The 17726-nt window shown below is 60.7% G+C and carries 17 protein-coding genes; 11 read left to right on the top strand and 6 right to left on the bottom strand.

Annotated features, from left to right (window positions below; all coding sequences use genetic code 11):
- Positions 1-3: 3 nt before the first annotated feature.
- The 4 genes from NFH98_RS00190 to NFH98_RS00205 all read right to left on the bottom strand — a co-directional run bounded on the left by NFH98_RS00190 (position 4) and on the right by NFH98_RS00205 (position 5027).
- Positions 4-474, bottom strand: coding sequence for a tripartite tricarboxylate transporter TctB family protein (locus NFH98_RS00190; protein WP_348827370.1), 471 nt, complete (start codon positions 472-474; stop codon positions 4-6).
- A gap of 10 nt (positions 475-484) precedes the next feature.
- Complete coding sequence (locus NFH98_RS00195; RefSeq protein WP_045995210.1) at positions 485-1465, bottom strand: tripartite tricarboxylate transporter substrate binding protein; 981 nt, start codon at positions 1463-1465, stop codon at positions 485-487.
- A 605-nt stretch (positions 1466-2070) separates the two neighbouring features.
- Positions 2071-3129, bottom strand: coding sequence for a GntR family transcriptional regulator (locus tag NFH98_RS00200; RefSeq protein WP_348827371.1), 1059 nt, complete (start codon positions 3127-3129; stop codon positions 2071-2073).
- Between the two features lie 368 nt (positions 3130-3497).
- On the bottom strand, positions 3498-5027 hold the full coding sequence (locus tag NFH98_RS00205; protein WP_045995212.1) for a UxaA family hydrolase: 1530 nt from the start codon (positions 5025-5027) through the stop codon (positions 3498-3500).
- Between the two features lie 188 nt (positions 5028-5215).
- On the opposite strand from NFH98_RS00205, the gene NFH98_RS00210 reads away from it, so the two are divergent.
- The 10 genes from NFH98_RS00210 to ruvX all read left to right on the top strand — a co-directional run bounded on the left by NFH98_RS00210 (position 5216) and on the right by ruvX (position 14461).
- Positions 5216-6232, top strand: coding sequence for a TRAP transporter substrate-binding protein (locus NFH98_RS00210; protein ID WP_348827372.1), 1017 nt, complete (start codon positions 5216-5218; stop codon positions 6230-6232).
- A gap of 72 nt (positions 6233-6304) precedes the next feature.
- Complete coding sequence (locus tag NFH98_RS00215) at positions 6305-6808, top strand: TRAP transporter small permease (protein WP_348827373.1); 504 nt, start codon at positions 6305-6307, stop codon at positions 6806-6808.
- A 7-nt stretch (positions 6809-6815) separates the two neighbouring features.
- Positions 6816-8078: a TRAP transporter large permease gene (locus NFH98_RS00220; RefSeq protein ID WP_052704569.1), complete on the top strand. Its 1263-nt coding sequence runs from the start codon at positions 6816-6818 to the stop codon at positions 8076-8078.
- Between the two features lie 14 nt (positions 8079-8092).
- Entirely contained in the window at positions 8093-9082 is a 990-nt protein-coding gene (araD1, locus tag NFH98_RS00225) for an AraD1 family protein (RefSeq protein ID WP_349622093.1), read from the top strand.
- A gap of 23 nt (positions 9083-9105) precedes the next feature.
- The gene (locus tag NFH98_RS00230; RefSeq protein WP_222568022.1) at positions 9106-10686 is read left to right on the top strand and encodes an aldehyde dehydrogenase (NADP(+)); all 1581 of its coding nucleotides are present in this window, start codon (positions 9106-9108) and stop codon (positions 10684-10686) included.
- A 146-nt stretch (positions 10687-10832) separates the two neighbouring features.
- A complete protein-coding gene (locus NFH98_RS00235) occupies positions 10833-11177 on the top strand; it encodes a hypothetical protein (RefSeq protein ID WP_083970522.1) in 345 nt (114 codons plus the stop codon).
- Between the two features lie 367 nt (positions 11178-11544).
- Entirely contained in the window at positions 11545-12204 is a 660-nt protein-coding gene (locus NFH98_RS00240; RefSeq protein WP_348828107.1) for a CvfB family protein, read from the top strand.
- Between the two features lie 127 nt (positions 12205-12331).
- A complete protein-coding gene (gene gshB / locus NFH98_RS00245; RefSeq protein WP_213227472.1) occupies positions 12332-13297 on the top strand; it encodes a glutathione synthase in 966 nt (321 codons plus the stop codon).
- Positions 13298-13448: 151 nt separating this feature from the next.
- On the top strand, positions 13449-14006 hold the full coding sequence (locus tag NFH98_RS00250) for a YqgE/AlgH family protein (protein ID WP_045993847.1): 558 nt from the start codon (positions 13449-13451) through the stop codon (positions 14004-14006).
- Positions 14006-14461, top strand: coding sequence for a Holliday junction resolvase RuvX (gene ruvX / locus NFH98_RS00255; protein WP_045993848.1), 456 nt, complete (start codon positions 14006-14008; stop codon positions 14459-14461). The genes NFH98_RS00250 and ruvX overlap by 1 nt, the downstream gene beginning before the upstream one ends.
- A gap of 91 nt (positions 14462-14552) precedes the next feature.
- Here ruvX and NFH98_RS00260 read toward each other — a convergent pair whose 3' ends face one another.
- A complete protein-coding gene (locus NFH98_RS00260; RefSeq protein ID WP_348827375.1) occupies positions 14553-15875 on the bottom strand; it encodes an APC family permease in 1323 nt (440 codons plus the stop codon).
- A 97-nt stretch (positions 15876-15972) separates the two neighbouring features.
- Positions 15973-16785, bottom strand: coding sequence for a carbon-nitrogen hydrolase family protein (locus NFH98_RS00265; RefSeq protein ID WP_045993850.1), 813 nt, complete (start codon positions 16783-16785; stop codon positions 15973-15975).
- Positions 16786-16901: 116 nt separating this feature from the next.
- On the opposite strand from NFH98_RS00265, the gene NFH98_RS00270 reads away from it, so the two are divergent.
- Positions 16902-17708, top strand: coding sequence for a helix-turn-helix transcriptional regulator (locus tag NFH98_RS00270; RefSeq protein ID WP_052704441.1), 807 nt, complete (start codon positions 16902-16904; stop codon positions 17706-17708).
- The last annotated feature ends 18 nt before the right edge of the window (positions 17709-17726 follow it).

The raw sequence follows: 17726 nt of genomic DNA on the forward strand, positions 1-17726 counted from the left end.
GACTTATCCCCAGAATCTCATCAACCCTTCGGGAAGGGGAATCATTAGGTAGGTGGAGAAAATAAAATATATGATCAGTGATGCGAGTATGGATACGGCCAGGGATAGAAGAAGTGAAGCCTTACGGGAAAGCATAAGAACGAAAATACCAATGGCGAGGCTAACCGCTGCGCCCAGGAATTCACTGGTGAGGATATAGAAGATAATCATCACGCAGGGAAGAAGTGACGCCAGGAGCGACCGGATAGGAAGCGGCCGGTTATTGCCCGGAGTGTTACTGGCATACTGGGTCTTTAAAATGGGGACCTGCTTTACCGATAGGAACAAACCACCTATAAGAAACCCTCCCCCTATGAGGGAGGGAAACAGAGATGGCCCAAATTGCAGGCTAGCCATCGTCGGGTACTGTTGGGCTACATAGATGACGATGCAGCCCGACAGCATGAAGGCTAGCCCCAAGATGAAATCTCTCATCTAGCAATCCTTACTTGCCCAGACCGACGTTCTCGATGATCTCACCGTAGACCGCGTCCATCTCGACCATCAGCTGGCCGAACTCTTCCGCGTTACGCCACTCGGTGCCGAACCCCTGCTGGGACATGAAGTCCTGATAGGTATCGCTGTTGTAAGCTGCTTCCAGTGCGGTCTCCAGCGTAGCGACGACCTCGGGATCCATTCCCTTTGGCCCAGCAATGCCGCGCCATTCGCCGACAAGATAGTCGCTGCCGATCGCCTCCTGGATAGTCGGAACGTCAGGGAAGCTCTCGATGCGCTCCGGTCCCATCACGCCCAGGCTCTTGGCACGTCCCGCTTCGATCATCGAACGTGCTTCAGGAACAGAGCTCGGAACGATCTCCAGGCCGCCAGCGGCAAGTTCGGTCATGGCCGGTGCGGCGCCCTGACTGGGAATCCAGGTGACGCGGTCAGCTTCCATACCCTGATCCATCAGGAAACCGGCGAAGGCCAGGTGCCAGACGCCCCCCAGACCGGTACCGGATGCCTGGAAGGTTCCCTTGGGTTCTTCCCGGATGGCTGCTACCAGGTCTTCCAGAGACTCATAGGGAGCATCTGCGCGGACCTGAATCCCCGGGTAGTCGAAGTTGATCTGCCCGATCGGGGTGTAGTCTTCGTAGGTCAGGTTGGTCAGCCCCTGCCAGTGCATCATGTTGAGCTCGCCAGTCACCAGGCCCAGCGTGTAGCCATCGGGGCGAGCCGTGGCCATGGCGCTATGACCGACGACGCCGCTGCCGCCTGTGCGGTTGACGACGTTGACCGTCTGGCCAAGCTCCTCTTCGAGTGCGGTGGCAATGGTCCGCGCGGTGGCGTCTGTGCCTCCACCGGCCGCCCAGGGGACGATGATGGTGATGGGCTTTTCCGGATAGGCAGCAAAGGCAGAACTGGAGGCTGCGAGCAACAGCGTTGCGGTGACGGTCTTGACGGTTTTTGTGTTGATTATGGCTTTCATTGGCATGCCTGGATCGTCTAATTATGGATTGTAGGGAGTAACGAATCTAGCACGCTGTGTTCATTGCGTACAATGAACGTTTTTTAGACTTTAGTTTAGTTCCCGGCCGAAAAAGGGCTCTTTTGTGAGCCACGGATTCACGCGGAAGAAAAGGCGATAAGTGCTCGGGTCGGCCAAGCAAAAGATACCCGTGGCGAGGCCGCAGAGAGGCAGAAAAGACTATAAAATCATTCAATAACAGATGGTTGTGAGAGGTGCCGGTTGGCGGTGGGGACTATTGCTCTACCCTGGCCGACAGACACAATGGTGGACTCTTGTTGGCCACCAGCGGCTCAGATCGCCAGAAAGATGACGGCTATAAGGGAGGGTAGACAAGAGTCATCGCCGTCTAGAAATTGGCTTTGTTAATGCAAATCCGGAATAGAAAGACGACCCGATGCATGGAGAACCTGGTTGGAGGAGCATGGCGGTAGCAAGCCTACAAGGAGGTCCCCTACAGGTGCGCGAGAGTCAGGTGCCGAGTGGGGGCAGGGCACCTGGCATTGGTAGACCCTGCTTGTCGAAGACAATTCGTCGTCGGCCAAGCCCCGACAACAATGACTTCTCTATCCGCCGGGGCTGCGAAGATATTCCGGGATATCGACTTCCGGGCTATCGCGAAACTGCTCCAAACGATGCTGTACCTTGGACTCTGACGCCGTGAGATGCTTGAACAGGGAATGGCGAGCCTGAGTCGGCTTCCGCGAAAGCATCAAACTGAAAACTTCGCGATGCTCGTCAAAGAAGGGATCGCTCTGAGGAAAGTCGATCTTGCTCCCGAGAAGGTGCTTGCTTATCAAGAGGATGGGGCGGGTACGTTGAAGCATGGTAACGATTTCATCGTTGCCCCCCGCTATCATGGCATGTTGATGCAGGTCGTTTTCCAGTTCGTCGAGAAGCTCTCCCCGGATGTTCGGGTATTGGTTTTCTGCGCTATCGAGCCGGTCAATGTAGCGTTTGATATCGGCACTGGGCAGTTTTTCGGTGGCTTGGGCGATCATGAAGGGCTCAAGCTGTTGTCGAGCCTCGTATAGCTGATGCAGTCTGTCATCATCCAGTGGTACCACTGTCCAGCTACTGTACTTGTTGTTTTCAACAACACCCAGGGACTGAAGGTGAAGTAGAATCTTTTGAGTCGTGGTTCGGCTAACATCGAGAAACTTTGCCAGTTTTAGTTCGTTTAGCTCCATACGACCTAGCATGGAGCAGAGAACGATATCGCGTTCGATTTCTTCGGCAAACTTTCGCCAGGAGTCGGTCCGGCGGACCGCCATCTTTCCGCTGGATTGTGCGAAGTCCTTCTCGGTGAGTTGGCGTCTGATAACGTCAGAAGGCTGACTCCCCACCAGGTAGCCCCTGCCATCAAAGCGGCTGATCTTTCCTTCATTGTGAAGCCGTTCCAGTGTCTGACGCACAGGGGAACGACTAATCTTGAAAAGCTCGGAAATATTGCTTTCCAGCAGAACAAGCCCCGTTTCGAGGCTACCGCTTTCCATGCTCTCGGTTAATATGTGGTAGAGCTGATCCTTTAGCGTACCCATCTCGACTCTCCAATACCGTGTCGCAACAATTCTTTTTAGCTTTTGTTGTGGTGGTTTTCCGGCCTTGCGCTTGAAGCTTGCCATGATGAGATGGCGATAGTGTCAATGGAGGGGTCTACCCTTCAAGAAACCGTATTCGCTTGGCTCAGATCATTGTTCGTCGGCTTGCCTACCGCTAGCGCCAAAGGGCCTGAAGCCGAGCGCTGTAAGACTGATGGCCTGGCATCGGGCCTCGCAGGGGCGGTCTTTTCCTGGTCGGACAGACTGTCCTCGACCCATTTGGCCTTGGTCCCCCGGGGCCCGCAATACCCTGGCCGGCTAGCGTAAAGGACTGCATCGGCTGGACGTACATCCCCTGCCTGCGTATCGCTGTCAGGCGCAGGGGGCACTCGCGGCAAGCTTTCGTTGCGCTGGTGTCCGTGACCCATGGCCGCTGCAGTCAAGGCGTCGGCCTAGGTCACGGCGCCGACCATCCACGGGACGAACTCATTGTTGCCATACCCCAGGGTTTCGCTAGCGCTGGATTCGCCCGATGCGACCGCGATGATCCGCTCGAAGATCATCTCGCCGACCTCTTCGACACTTGCCATGCCGTCAGCGATAACGCCACAGTTGATATCCATGTCTTCGGACATGCGTTCATACATGGCGGTATTTGTCGCGAGTTTGATGGACGGTGCCGGCTTGTAGCCTGATACCGAACCCCGTCCCGTCGTGAAGCACACCATATTGGAACCGGATGCGATCTGCCCAGTCACCGATACCGGGTCATAGCCCGGGCTGTCCATGAAATTGAACCCCGGCTGCGTGCGTGGCTGGGCATACTCAAGTACGTCGTTGAGACTGGTCGATCCGCCCTTGGCGACGGCACCCAGCGATTTTTCCAGGATCGTCGACAGACCTCCGGCCTTGTTTCCCGGAGACGGGTTGTTATTCAGCTCGGCGCCATTGATCTCTGTGTAGTGCTTCCACCAGGCGATGCGATCCAGGAGCTTGCTTGCCACGTCCTTGCTGATGGCTCGATCCAGGAGAAGATGCTCGGCGCCATAGATTTCGGGAGTTTCGCTGAGGATCACGCTCCCACCATGCTTGACGATGAGGTCCGCAGCGTGCCCGAGTGCTGGGTTCGCGGTGATGCCCGAGTAGCCGTCTGAACCGCCGCACTGAAGCGCCACGGTAAGGTTGCTGAGAGGGCTGGGTTGGCGCTCGGCTCTTGGATGGCTACGGGCCATATCGAGGATCTTCTCGCGCGCCAGTTCGATACTTGCCCTGGTGCCGCCAACATCCTGGATGTTGAAGTAGTAGAGACGAGATGTATCGGTCAATCCCGATTTTTCCACCAATTGCTTGACCTGATTGGTCTCGCAGCCGAGACCAATGATCAACACGAAGGCGAAGTTCGGGTGTCTTGCATAGCCTGCGATGACGCGCTCCAGAAAGGCGAAGCCTTCTGTTTCGGTATTCATGGCACAGCCGGAGCCATGGGTTACCGGAACGACTCCGTCATAGCCCAGGGCTTCGACCTCTCCGGATGCATTGAGCTGTTCTGCGGCCATTTTTGCGACCGTTGCCGAGCAGTTCACCGTGGAGAGGATGCCAATATAGTTTCTTGTTCCCGTCTGGCCGTCCGAGCGTAGATAACCATTGAAATGCCGCTCGCTCTCGTCGGCGTTGGTCATCGCTGCCGGCGAAAATCCTTCCAGAGAAGTGGTCCGCTCGAGCATCGAAACGTTGTGCGTATGCACATGCTCGCCCTGAGCAATATCACTGCTGGCGTTGCCGATGACCTGGCCATATTTGGTGATGCTGTCGCCAGCAGCGATTGCCTTCAAGGCAACCTTGTGGCCCGCGTCAATATTCTGCAAGGACAGGTTCGAATCGTCGTCAATCGGCATACCTTTCGGCAGGGCACGAGTGGCGACCCCGACATTGTCCTGGGGATGCAAACGAATGACAGCAGGCGTGTTGTTAATTAGCTGCATGGACGGCCTCTGGAAGAGAAATCACAAACTGGCGGAAAGCCTATCAGCTTTGGCAATCGTGGCGATTAGACTATAGTCTCACAAAATGGTCATTGCGCGCAATGACCATTTGCTTTAGCTTTGGCCCCGCATGCTGCCCGGTCGCCCTCACCAGGGCCGATAAAAAAACAGCGACAACAGGTGACTCGATGAAACAAGCAAAAGCATTATTGACCGCTGCAACCTTCACGCTTTCAACAGGCGCCATGGTGTTTGCCGCTGGTACCGCTCACGCAGCGACCACGCTGCGACTTGGCCATACTTTCAATCCTGGTGAAGCTAGCTATGAACTGCTGGGTGAGCTGGGCGAACGGGTAGAAGAAAGGACCGATGGTGAGCTCAAGGTTCAGGTCTTCCCGAGTGAGCAGCTAGGTTCCGAGGTACAGCTGCTCCAGCAGTCCAAGAACGGCTCCATCGACATTGTCGTGCCAGGGTACTCCGGTGCCAGTACGCTTCTCCCCGCGATGGAGATTTCAAACGCGCCTTTCATCTTCCAGAGCTGGGATGAAGCAAGACATATCCTCGAGGGGGAGGCCTATCAGCCGATCTTTGACGAGCTGAAGGAGCAGCATAACCTGGTACCTCTGGCAAAGACCTGGTACTGGGGCTGGCGCAACCTCACCTTCAACGGTGATGAGGTGCATAGCGTCGAAGATATGAAGGGCCTCAAGGTGCGCGTGCCCGAGTCGCCGGCGTGGGTAGAAATGGTAAAAGCCTTCGACGCCTCACCCACCCCGATTCCGTTCAGCGAGGTCTACCTGGCGCTCCAGCAGGGGACTGTCGATGGACAGGAGAATCCGATTCCCACCATCTATTCCCGCAAGTTCTATGAAGTTCAGGATCAACTGGTCATGAGCAGGCATATGCTGCAGAGCCAGGTTGTCCTGATGAACTCGCAGAAGTTCGAGTCACTGTCGGAAAGCCATCAGGAAATTCTCCAAGAGGTCGTTCAAGAGCTTGCCCAGGAGAACTACGAGCTGCAGACCGAGCGTGAAGGTTCCATGCTCGAAGAGCTTCGTGCGGGTGGCAACATCAACGTCATCGAAGATATCGACCGTGCCTCCTTCGAGGAAGCCGCAGTGCAAGCCAGGGAAAACCTGGTCGATCGCTGGGGTGAAGAAGACTATCGTCGCGTCATGACCGCGATTGAAAACTATCGCAACTAACTACTGCTACCTCCCGCCTTGCCTCGCCGAGTTGACGCGCTGGGCAAGGCGGAGATTGGTCAATGGTGATACATGACTAGTTTTCTCGTAAAAGTGAACAGCGGTCTGCTTGCGACCGAGAAGGTGTCCATCGGCGTGATCCTCGGTGTGATGGCACTGCTTCTCACACTGGGGGTGGCATTTCGATACATTCTTGGTGCTCCCTTTGTCTGGAGCGAAAGTGTGTCGAAACTATTGATTGTTTGGCTGACATTTGTCGGAACCAGTGTGGCTTTTGCTGAAAAGCAGCATATCACTGTAGATTCAGTGATAGCTGCGATGCCGAGAAGCATAAGAAGTGTGGTACATACCCTGGTACTCGTCCTTTCTATCGTGATTCTTGGCGCCATGGCGTTCCTCGGATACGAGTACTGTCAGACGGTTGCCAGCAGTACCTCTCCTATCCTGGGGATCTCGCTTGCCTGGTTCGCCTATGCGATGCCGATATTCTTTGTGTTCAGTGTTTTTCATTTAATGGTGAACGCTGTGGTCGAATGCTCTTTCAATGCATTCGAAACCGACATGGAAAATGTATAGGTGTGAAATGCTGATTATTATACTCGCTATACTTTTCTCCCTGATCCTCCTTGGTATGCCGATCGCCCTGGCGATGCTCGGCGCCTCTGTCGTATCCATTATTTCTCTGGATATTCCGCTGAATGTTCTGGCTCAGCGGGTTTCTTCCGGGGTCGAATCCTTTCCACTGTTGGCAATACCGCTGTTCATGCTCGCCGGCGGCATCATGAACAAGAGTGGCATCAGCGAACGGCTTTTTGACTTTACACGGTCGCTGGTAGGCCACTTGAGAGGCGGGCTCGCCCACGTCAACGTTCTCTCCAGCGTCTTGATGGCGGGCATTTCCGGGTCTTCTCTTGCCGACTGTGCAGCCACCACGCGGGTCATGGTCCCGCAGATGGAGCGAAACGGCTACGATCGGGGGTTCTCGGTTGCGCTGACCGCCTCTTCTGCCACGCTGTCGCCGATCATTCCGCCTTCGATCCTGATGGTGGTGTACGGCTGGCAGGCCAATATCTCCATCGGCGATCTTTTCATTGCAGGCATCTTGCCAGGCCTTCTGATCGCCCTGCTGCTGACCCTTCTTATCACCGGTATCAGCGTCGTCAAGCAATACCCGAAGGATGAAGGCTTCCAACGTTCTCGCGTGGCCAGCTACTTCAAGAAGTCGGTATGGGCGCTACTGATGCCCGTGCTGATCATCGTTGGCTTTCGGATGGGGATCTTTACGGTTACCGAAGTTGCCGCTGTCGCTGTCGCGTATTCCTTCTTCGTCGGAAAGTTTGTCTACAAGACATTAAGCTGGAAGGATATGGGCGGGCTGCTTGTTTCAACATCTCGTGAAGCTGCTTCCATCCTGATTATTATCGCTGCCTCGGCCCCCTTGGCCTGGTCGCTGAGCATTCTGCAAGCGCCGCAGGAGGTGGTTACATGGATTACAGGGCTGACGGACGATCCGTTGATGGTGCTGTTGCTGCTTAACCTTGCGTTGCTGGTTATCGGCATGTTCATGGAAACCATCGCCGTGATCATCGTCCTCGTTCCGATCTTGATTCCGCTGCTGAATGCTCTGGATATCAGTCTCGTCCATTTCGGCGTCATCATGCTCTTCAATCTCTTGATCGGGCAGATCACTCCGCCTCTCGGGGTGCTGATGTTCGTGAGCTGTAATATCGCCAGGCTGAATACCTTGCAATTCCTGAGGTCCTCGCTTCCCTTCTTCCTGGTGCTGCTGCTTGCGCTGCTGGTTATTACTTATATTCCTGGCTTGTCCCTTGCGTTTATTAATTAACAAGGTAGATATTCATGCATATTGTACAAGTGGTAAACGATAGTAACGAGGTCGTTGCGGCTATCGTCAACGGCGATGAGCTTGAACTGCTGGCACAACCTCTCTACACCATTGCGCTTCATGCGGCGAACCTGGAGCGTAAGCTGGACGCTGTGCTGTCCGAATTTCGCACGGATGCCACCCTGTCCTACGTCAAGGCCATCAGCGAGGGCCGCCTTCGCGCACCGATCACCCACCCCGAGCCTGCCAACCTGCTGTTGACCGGGACCGGTCTGACCCATCTTGGCAGCGCGGCTCCGCGTAGCCAGATGCATGAAGGCGAAAACGTCGAGGCGAAGACGGCACAGCCCACCGATACTCAGCGCATGTTTGACCTGGGTGTCGCCGGAGGGAAGCCCGCAGCAGGCGAGGTCGGTGCGCAGCCTGAATGGTTCTACAAGGGCACGGGTCATACGCTACGCGCCCCTTTTGCCGAGATCACGATGCCGGACTTCGCCCTGGATGGTGGGGAAGAAGCCGAGCTTGCCGGGATTTACATCGTCAATGACCAAGGCCGAATCTTCAGAGTCGGTTTCTCCCTGGCAAACGAGTTTTCCGATCATGTGACGGAAAAACAGAACTACCTGTATCTGGCGCATTCAAAACTGCGCGATTGCAGCATCGGTCCCGAGATCTTCGTTGGCGAACTCCCCGAGGAGATCAAGGGAAATGTGTCATTGCATCGGGGTGGCGAACAGCTTTGGCATCGCCCCTTCATGAGCGGTGAAAAGCACATGTGTCACTCGGTGAGCAACCTTGAATACCACCATTTCAAGTATGCAACCTTTTGTCAGCCGAACCAGTTGCATGTTCACTTCTTTGGCGCCGCGGTACTGAGCTTCGGTGATGATATTGCCCTTGAAGATGGTGATGAAATGCGTATCGAGTGTGATATCACCACGCGCCCGTTGAGCAATGTGCTGAAGCGCGTGTCAGCTTCAAAGCCGGTAATCGAGTCGCTTTAAGGCAAGTTTTCAAGGAGTTTTTTATGTATTCACTGGAAGGAAAGCAGCTGATCGGCAGCCAGGCCATCGAGGCCAAGGGCGAGCCCATCCATGCCGTCAATCCGGCTACAGGCGAGACCCTCGAGCCTGGCTACAAGGCGGGTTCCAAGGCCGAGGTCGAGCGCGCCTGCGAACTGGCCTGGGCGGCCTTCGATAGCTACCGCGAGACCGGCCTCGAGGCCCGAGCGACCTTTCTCGAGACCATCGCCGACGAGATCGAGGCGCTCGGTGATGCCCTGATCGAGCGGGCCATGCAGGAGTCCGGCCTGCCCCAGGCACGTCTTGAGGGCGAGCGCGGCCGTACCTGCGGCCAGCTACGTCTGTTCGCCTCGGTGGTGCGCGCCGGCGAATGGCTCGACGTGCGGCACGATCCAGCCCTGCCGGACCGTGAACCGATGCCGCGGGTCGACCTGCGCCAGCGCCACATCGCGCTGGGTCCGGTGGCGGTATTCGGCGCCTCCAACTTCCCACTGGCGTTCTCGGTGGCCGGCGGCGACACCGCCTCGGCCCTGGCTGCCGGCTGCCCGGTGGTGGTCAAGGCCCACTCGGCCCACCCCGGCACCTCGGAGCTGGTCGGCCGCGCGCTGCAGAAGGCGGTGGCCCGCTGTGAACTGCCGGAAGGCGTGTTCTCGCTGCTGTTCGGTTCCGGTCGCGAGGTCGGCCAGGGGCTGGTCAGCGACGCGCGGATCAAGGCGGTGGGCTTCACCGGCTCGCGCAGCGGTGGCACCGCCCTGATGAAGACCGCCCAGGCGCGTCCCGAGCCGATCCCGGTGTACGCCGAGATGAGCTCGATCAATCCGGTGTTCCTGCTGCCCGAGGCGCTCAAGGCCCGTGGCAAGGCGCTGGGCGAGGCCTTTGTCGGCTCGCTGACCATGGGTGCCGGTCAGTTCTGCACCAACCCGGGGCTGGTGATCGCGGTCAAGGGCGAGGCGCTCGACGGCTTCGTCGAAGCCGCCGCCGAAGCGGTCAAAGGCGCCGGCGCCCAGACCATGCTGACGCCGGGCATCCACGACGCCTACACCCAGGGCGTCAGCACCCTGGGCGGCAGCGACAAGGCCCGTGAAGTGGCGCGCGGCCCCCAGGGCGACGGCCCCAACCAGTGCCAGGCCGGCCTGTTCGTGGCCAAGGCCAGCGACTTCCTCAATGATGAGGCGCTGCAGGCCGAGGTATTCGGTTCGACCTCGCTGGTGGTCGAGTGTGCCGACCTGGACGAGGTCAAGGCACTGGCCGAGGGCCTCGAGGGCCAGCTGACCGCGACCCTGCAGATGGACGACGGCGACATCGACGCGGCCCGTGGCCTTTTGCCGATCCTCGAGCGGCGTGCCGGTCGGGTAATGGCCAACGGCTGGCCCACCGGGGTCGAGGTGTGCCACGCCATGGTCCACGGTGGCCCCTATCCGGCCACCTCTGACTCGCGCACCACCTCGGTCGGCAGCGCCGCCATCTACCGCTTCCTGCGCCCGGTGTGCTATCAGAACCTGCCGGACGCCCTGCTGCCGCAAGCGCTCAAGGACGGCAACCCGCTGAACGTCAGCCGCCTGGTGGATGGCAAGCGCGAGAGCTGAGCCTTTCCCATCAGTCGCTGTCGATGAAGAAAATCACCGTCATTGAGGTGAGCGCTGGGCGCCCGGATCGAGTAGCTTGTAAGGGATAGCGTCTACCCAACTACTCTGAAATGGGTATTCCTGCCCGCTGATGAAGGAGAAGGATGATGGCGAGACGTCGTGCAGCCTCCCCGATGGCTCAATGGGGTACGCCCCTTGGCTACTGGATGATGGGGATGAAGATGACCCAGATGCTGGTCGAGGCCCAGATGGTGATCGGCATGCGACTGATGGGGATGAAAGGGTTCTGGTCGGTGGCTCCTGGCGAGGACCTGCGCATGGTCACCGAGAAGATGACGGCCTTTACCCAGGCCGCGATGGCCGCCCAGCGGGCGGCGATCAGTGGCCGCAGCCCCGACCAGGTGCTGACGGCGGCGATCAAACCCTTGGGGCGCAAGACATCCTCCAACACCCGGCGGTTGAGCAAGCGAGGGCCGAGCTGGCCGACCTGAGCGTCGTTGCACAGGCGTTCGTCTCAAAGGCAGGGTACAGGCCGTCTGTGGACCTGACCTTGTAGGTGCGAGCTTGCGGGTATGAGCTTGCAGGCGTCAGCAAGGCAAGTGCCGCGGGCGGTATCATATGCCCGCGGCAGTCGCCATAATGGGGCTGCACATTCTTGTGGAACCCCTCCCCATGTCAGATTCCCGCCGTCGTGGTACACCGCCGCGCTCCAGTAATGACAAGCCGTCTTCGCATCGCTCTTCGAACAGCGCCTCGAACGACCCTGCGAACAGCCGTTCTCGAAGTGCTGCCGGCAAGTCCTCGCGGTCGACCTCGTCGGGACGATCTCGTCAGGGCCACGGCTCACCCAAGGTCGCCATGGGCGAGGTGGCGGATCTGCGGGTGGTGCAGGTCACCGACTTCGGTGCCTTTCTCGACTGGGGCCACGAGCGTGACCTGCTGCTGCCACTCAGCGAACAGCGCCTGACGCCGGCCGTGGGCCGGCGTGTGCTGGTCAAGGTCAGCGAGGACCGCAGCGGGCGGCCGGTGGCCTCCCAGCGTCTCGAGCGCTACATCACCGATCACAGCGATGACCATCGCGCCGGCGATGAGGTCGCCCTGGTCATCGCCGACACCACCGACCTGGGGGTCAAGGCGGTGGTCGATCACCGCTGCTGGGGGCTGATCTATCACGATGAGATCAGCCGCCCGCTGCGCCGCGGCCAGCGCCTGACAGGCTACGTCAAGCGGGTGCGCGAGGATGGCCGGCTGGACCTGTCGCTGCTGCCGCCGGGTTCGGCCCGCCTGGACGTGGTCGGCGAGCAGGTGCTCAAGGCTCTGCGCGACGCTGGCGGCTACCTGCCGCTGTCGGACAAGAGTCAGGCCGCCGAGATCAAGGCGCGCCTGGGGGTCAGCAAGAATGCCTACAAGCAGGCCATCGGTCGGCTCTACAAGCGACGCCTGATCGTCATCGAGGACAGCGGGGTGCGCCTGGCGCCCAGGGACGCTGGCACCACCACGACCGATGACAGCGCTTGAGGTAGTGCGCTGGACGGCGGAAAGGCGCCTTGCAGGTTTAAGAGGAGTGTCGACAGCGACTGACCTTGGTGGTGCCTGGGGTGTCGGGCATACTTGACGGCATCTACCGCTAGCGGACGACCCCCGAATGACCAATCGCCCCCTTCGTGTCGGCGTGGTGATGGACCCCATCGACCAGCTGACCTACAAGAAAGACACCAGTCTCGCCATGCTGTGGTCCGCTCAGGATCGCGGCTGGTCGCTTTCCTACATGGAACAGGAAGACCTGTTCCTCAAGGAAGGCCGCGCCTATGCCCACCAGCGCCCGCTGAAGGTCCACCGAGACCCGCAGCACTGGTTCGACCTGGGCGAGGTCGAGTCGCGGCCGCTGGCGGAGCTCGACGTCATCCTGATGCGCAAGGACCCGCCGGTGGATGGCCACTTCCTCAACGCCGTGCATCTGCTGGCCTTCGCCGAGCGTGAGGGCGTGCTGGTGGTCAACCCGACCCGGCCGCTGTTCGAGTGCAACGAAAAGCTGTTCGCCCAGCAGTTCCCGCAGTGCTGCACACCGACCCTGGTGTCCTGTCGCGACAGCGAGATTCGCGCCTTCCAGGCCGAGCACGGCGACGTCATCTTGAAGCCGCTGGACGGCATGGGCGGCAGCGGCATCTTCCACATCGGCCCCGAGGGGCGGAACCTGGGGGCGGTGATCGAGACCCTGACCGAACGCGGCCGGCGCCAGATCATGGCACAGCGCTTTCTGCCGGAGATCAAGGACGGCGACACCCGTATCCTGCTGGTGGATGGCGAGCCGGTGCCCTTTGGTCTGGCGCGGATCCCGTCCGCCGGCGAGACCCGCGGCAACCTGGCCGCCGGCGGTCGCGGCGTCAGCCGCGAGCTGACCGATCGCGACTACTGGCTGGTCGAGCAGGTCAAGCCGGTGATCAAGGAGAAGGGCCTGATGTTCGTCGGGCTTGACGTGATCGGTGACTACATCACCGAGATCAATGTCACCAGCCCGACCTGCGTGCGCGAGATCGATGACCAGCGCGGCACAGACATCGCCGGCCTGCTGATGGACGCCATCGAGCGTCGCCTGGCGGCGCGCGGCTAGACCGTCGATCACGTCGAGTTTTCCCCACAGTCACTGAGCGCCATGCCCCCGGATGGTACACTGGGGGCATCCTGCCGGGCCGTCGGGGCGACGACTCGCCCTGAGGCCTGGCCACGCATCTGGACGGCGCGCAAGACCGCCTGGGAGTCACATGCAAAGCTTGAAGAACCATTTCCTGATGGCCATGCCCCATCTGGAAGACCCGAACTTCGCCGGGACGCTCAGCTACCTGTGCGACCACGACGAGAACGGCACCATGGGCGTGATCGTCAACAAGCCCACCGACCTGACCCTCGACGCCCTGTTCGAGCAGCTCGAGATCAGCGTGGAAGAAGCGGCCAACGCCCAGGCCCCGGTGTACTACGGTGGCCCGGTGCACAAGGATCGTGGCTTTATCCTGCACTCGGGCTCCGCCGAACCCTGGGATTCGAGCATCCAGGTGACCGACGATATCGCCCTGACCACCTCCATGGACATGCTCCAGGCGCTGGCCAAGGGCGAGGGCCCCGAGCGCTTTCTGGTGTGTCTGGGCTGCGCCGGCTGGGAGTCCGGTCAGCTCGAGAACGAGCTGATGGACAACGCCTGGCTGACCGTGGAAGGCCGCGCCAACGTGCTGTTCGAGACGCCGCCGGAGCAGCGCCTGTCGGCCAGCGCCGGGATCCTCGGCATCGACTTGAACCTGATGACCCGCGAGGCCGGGCACGGCTGATGGCCAGTCGCAAGCGTGAGCCGGGCGAGCGCCTGATCCTGGCCTTCGACTTCGGCACCCGGCGCATCGGCGTATCGGTGGGCAACGAGCTGTTGCGCAGCGCCAGGGAGCTCGAGCCGCTGCCGGCCCGGGATGGCATTCCCGATTGGCAACGGGTGAGCGCGCTGGTCGAGGAGTGGCAGCCCGACCGTTTTGTGGTCGGCCTGCCGCTCAACATGGACGGCAGCGAGAGCGAGATGAGCACCCGCGCGCGCAAGTTCGGCAAGCGGCTGTTTGGCCGCTACGGGGTCGAGTGCGAGATGTTCGACGAGCGCGGCACCACCCGGGAGGCCAAGGCCATTGCCCGGGAGCAGGGACACGGGGGAAATTACCGCAAGGAAAGTGTCGACGGCATCGCCGCGGTGCTGATCCTGGAGGGCTTCTTTGCCCGGGAGGAAGGGTTGCCGAGCCGCTGAGGTCGCCACTGTTGCACCGAACTTGTGAAGCATCCAAAAAGCCCGAGGCCTTGGCCTCGGGCTTTTTTCGGGGCAATCGACCCAGGCAGGTTCAACCCTCCAGGCTTAGCTCCGGTGTCGCCTGGCGGAAGCCGCGGGTCAGCCAGGCCAGCCACGCCAGGCCGCAGGCCAGCCAGATCCCGCCCAGCATCAGCGCGGAGCGGTCCAGGCTGGCCATCAGCCACAGGATCGCCAGCAGACCGATGGTCGGCGCGACGAGGAAGTACAGGCTGTCGGCCAGGCCGCGTCGGCCCTGCTTGATGTAGTAGTGGGCGATCACCGACAGGTTGACCAGGGCGAAGGCCAGGAAGGCCCCGAAGTTGATGAAGGAGGCCGCCGAGAGCACGTCCATGGTCAACGCCAGCAGCGCCACCACGCCGCTGAGTATCAGGCCACCGGTAGGCGTGCCGAAGCGTCCCAGGCGCCCAAGCAGGCGGGTCGACAGGACGCCGTCGCGGCCCATGGCGTAAAGCAGTCGCGAGCCGCTGGCCTGGGCCGCGATGCCGGAGGCAAACTGGCCGACGACCAGGCCGATCAGAAAGATCGAGACGAAGACGTCTCCGCCGATATTGCGGGCGATCTCGTAGGCGGCGGCGTCGGCATTGGCGAACTCGTAGCCCGGCGCGGCGAGTTGCACGAAGTAGGACACCAGGATGAAGATCAGGCCGCCCAGCAGGGTGATCAGCAGGATGGCGCGGGGCAGGGTCCGCTTGGCGTCGCGGGTCTCCTCGGTCAGGGTGGTCACCGCGTCAAAGCCGAGAAAGGAGTAACAGGCGACGGCGGCGCCCGCCATCAGCAGTGGCATCTGGGGGCTGTCGGCGCTGCCGAGGAAGGGCGTCAGGCTCCACAGCGGCTGGCTGGGGTCGCCTAGCACGTAGTGCACCGCCAGGGCGACGAAGGCGGCGATCACCAGCACCTGAACCAGCATCAGCACGCTGTTGACCAGGCTTGCTAGTTTGAGGCCGATGATGTTGATGAAGGTGGTGACCGCGATAAAGGCGATCAGCCACACCGGCACTGGCACGGACGGAAAGGCCGAGTGCAGATAGGCGGCACCGATCAGCCAGATCACCATGGGCAAAAACAGGTAGTCCAGCAGGATGGCCCAGCCGGCCATGAAACCCAGTCGATCGTTGATGGCGTGGCGCACATAGGCGTAGGCGGAGCCGGCCACCGGGTAGGCGCTGGCCATGCGGCCATAGCTGTGGGCGGTGAACAGCATGGCGATCAGTGCCGCCGCGTAGGCGCCGGATACCGCGCCTTCGGAGACCACCGCCAGCACGCCGAAGGTGCCGAGGACGATGATCGGTGTCATGTAGGCAAGGCCGAATAGAACGACCTGCCACAGGCCGAGTTGGGGCTTGGAGTGAGACATCTTGGGGCTCGCGTTATGGTTGTTGGTGATGGACAGTCGGGTCAGGCAACCATGGCCAGGCAAACTTGGTCAGGCAATCATGGTCAGGAAAGCCGGGTCAGATGAGGCGGAAACCGGGGCCTCGTGAGTCGTCGTCGCGCTGAAGGTCCAGCGAGACGCGTCGATCGGCCAGGTAGTCATAGTCCCGCCGGGCACGATTCAATAGCTCGAGGTCGAGCGATACCAGGTGTACCCCCGCGTCGCGATCGGCCTCGAACAGGGTCTCGCCAAGCGGCGAATACGCCGCGCTGTGGCCGGCGAAGGTCAGGCCGGCGCCCTCACCGCAGCGGTTGGCCATGGCGACAAAGCACTGGTTGTCCTGGGCGCGGGCCTGGGCGGCGCGGGCGTGTACCGGCCCATAGGGGTCCATGTTGCCGTTGGTCACCAGCATCAGGTCGGTGCCCAGCGCGCCCAGGGCCCGTGCGGTCTCGGGGAATTCGATGTCGTAGCAGATCATCAGCCCCAGGGTCAGCCCGCGCCAGCGGGTGACACCGATGCGCTGGCCCAGGCCGACCAGCTCCCGCTCATCGGGCCACAGGTGGGTCTTGCGATAGGTGAGGGCGATGCCATCTTCCGGGGTGATCAGTAGCGTGGTGTTGTAGACACCATCGGCGGCCCGCTCGAGCAGGCCGATGGCCAGGGCGCAGTCGTGGTCACGGCTGGCCTGGATCAGACGAGCCACCTCCGGGCCATCGAGCGCCAGGGCACGATCGTCGACGTGGTCTTGTTCGGCAAAGCCGCTGAGATGCGTTTCGGGAAAGACCACCAGCGACACCTGGTCGCCGTGTCGTTCCAGGGTGCTCAGGGCGGCGTCCAGGTTGGCCTCGATGTTTCCCTCGATGCCGGGAAGTTGTGCCAGGGCTATCTGCATGGAAGACTCCACAGCCGTTGTTGTCGGTTGGCGTTTTATAGAATGTCAGTATCCTCTATTCACCGAGGCTGCCTATTCCATGGCAGGGTTACCCCCATAGGGTGAGGCGCCGTCAGATGTCGCAGAACAGTGAGGAAGGAACCACGGGAATGCTCGAGGCGATGGGCTGGCATCGCGACTTCGCGCGCCTGCTGGCACGCCTGGAAAGTGAAGACTTCTGGGAGGCCGTCAGCCGCACCCTGGCGCGCCACATCGTCTACAACACCTGGGTGGCGCTGGTCTTCCACGCCGACCAGCCGCCGACGATCCTGGCCGAAAGCGACGAGGACGACGGCGCCGATGAAAGCCTGTTCGAGGACTACCAGCGCGGCCTGTATCTGCTGGATCCCTTCTACGTCGCCGCCCGCGACAATGGTCTCGATGGCCTGGTAACGCTGGATGACGTGGCCCCGGCACGGTTCACCGCGACCGAGTACTACCAGCGCTACTTCCGGCGCAATATCGTCAGTGACGAGGTGCAGATCAATCGGTCACTGGGCGCTGGTCGTACCCTGTGCCTGTCGCTGGGTTCCACCCGAACCTTCCTGCACAGCGAAATCGGCCTGCTGCATCTGGTCGAGCCCTGGCTCGGTGAGCTGATGCGACTGCGCATGCACTTCGAGCGCTGCGGCGAGACGCCCGGCCCCCATCCCTGGCATCCGCACCGAGGTGGCGTCGAAGAGACGGCGACCCGCTTCGGGCTGACCGATCGCGAGCGCGAGGTGAGCCAGTTGATGCTGGGCGGCGGGTCGACCAAGGAGATCGCCCGACGCCTGTCCATCTCGGTGGAGACCGTCAGGGTCCACAAGAAGCACCTGTACGCCAAGCTCGGGATCAACACCCAGGCCGAGCTGTTCTCGCGCTTCTGGCAGGAGCGCCCCTGAACCTGTGGCGCCGGTGCC

It is taken from the genome of Halomonas sp. H33-56, from assembly GCF_040147035.1.
Lineage (GTDB): Bacteria > Pseudomonadota > Gammaproteobacteria > Pseudomonadales > Halomonadaceae > Halomonas > Halomonas litopenaei.

Coding starts and splice junctions, on each gene's coding strand:
- NFH98_RS00230 (WP_222568022.1), top strand. CDS start 9,106: ATGTATTCACTGGAAGGAAAGCAGCTGATCGGCAGCCAGGCCATCGAG.
- NFH98_RS00205 (WP_045995212.1), bottom strand. CDS start 5,027: ATGCAGCTAATTAACAACACGCCTGCTGTCATTCGTTTGCATCCCCAG.
- NFH98_RS00200 (WP_348827371.1), bottom strand. CDS start 3,129: ATGGCAAGCTTCAAGCGCAAGGCCGGAAAACCACCACAACAAAAGCTA.
- NFH98_RS00190 (WP_348827370.1), bottom strand. CDS start 474: ATGAGAGATTTCATCTTGGGGCTAGCCTTCATGCTGTCGGGCTGCATC.
- ruvX (WP_045993848.1), top strand. CDS start 14,006: ATGGCCAGTCGCAAGCGTGAGCCGGGCGAGCGCCTGATCCTGGCCTTC.
- NFH98_RS00270 (WP_052704441.1), top strand. CDS start 16,902: ATGTCGCAGAACAGTGAGGAAGGAACCACGGGAATGCTCGAGGCGATG.
- NFH98_RS00260 (WP_348827375.1), bottom strand. CDS start 15,875: ATGTCTCACTCCAAGCCCCAACTCGGCCTGTGGCAGGTCGTTCTATTC.
- NFH98_RS00265 (WP_045993850.1), bottom strand. CDS start 16,785: ATGCAGATAGCCCTGGCACAACTTCCCGGCATCGAGGGAAACATCGAG.
- araD1 (WP_349622093.1), top strand. CDS start 8,093: ATGCATATTGTACAAGTGGTAAACGATAGTAACGAGGTCGTTGCGGCT.
- gshB (WP_213227472.1), top strand. CDS start 12,332: ATGACCAATCGCCCCCTTCGTGTCGGCGTGGTGATGGACCCCATCGAC.
- NFH98_RS00220 (WP_052704569.1), top strand. CDS start 6,816: ATGCTGATTATTATACTCGCTATACTTTTCTCCCTGATCCTCCTTGGT.
- NFH98_RS00235 (WP_083970522.1), top strand. CDS start 10,833: ATGGCGAGACGTCGTGCAGCCTCCCCGATGGCTCAATGGGGTACGCCC.
- NFH98_RS00240 (WP_348828107.1), top strand. CDS start 11,545: ATGGGCGAGGTGGCGGATCTGCGGGTGGTGCAGGTCACCGACTTCGGT.
- NFH98_RS00210 (WP_348827372.1), top strand. CDS start 5,216: ATGAAACAAGCAAAAGCATTATTGACCGCTGCAACCTTCACGCTTTCA.
- NFH98_RS00250 (WP_045993847.1), top strand. CDS start 13,449: ATGCAAAGCTTGAAGAACCATTTCCTGATGGCCATGCCCCATCTGGAA.
- NFH98_RS00195 (WP_045995210.1), bottom strand. CDS start 1,465: ATGAAAGCCATAATCAACACAAAAACCGTCAAGACCGTCACCGCAACG.
- NFH98_RS00215 (WP_348827373.1), top strand. CDS start 6,305: ATGACTAGTTTTCTCGTAAAAGTGAACAGCGGTCTGCTTGCGACCGAG.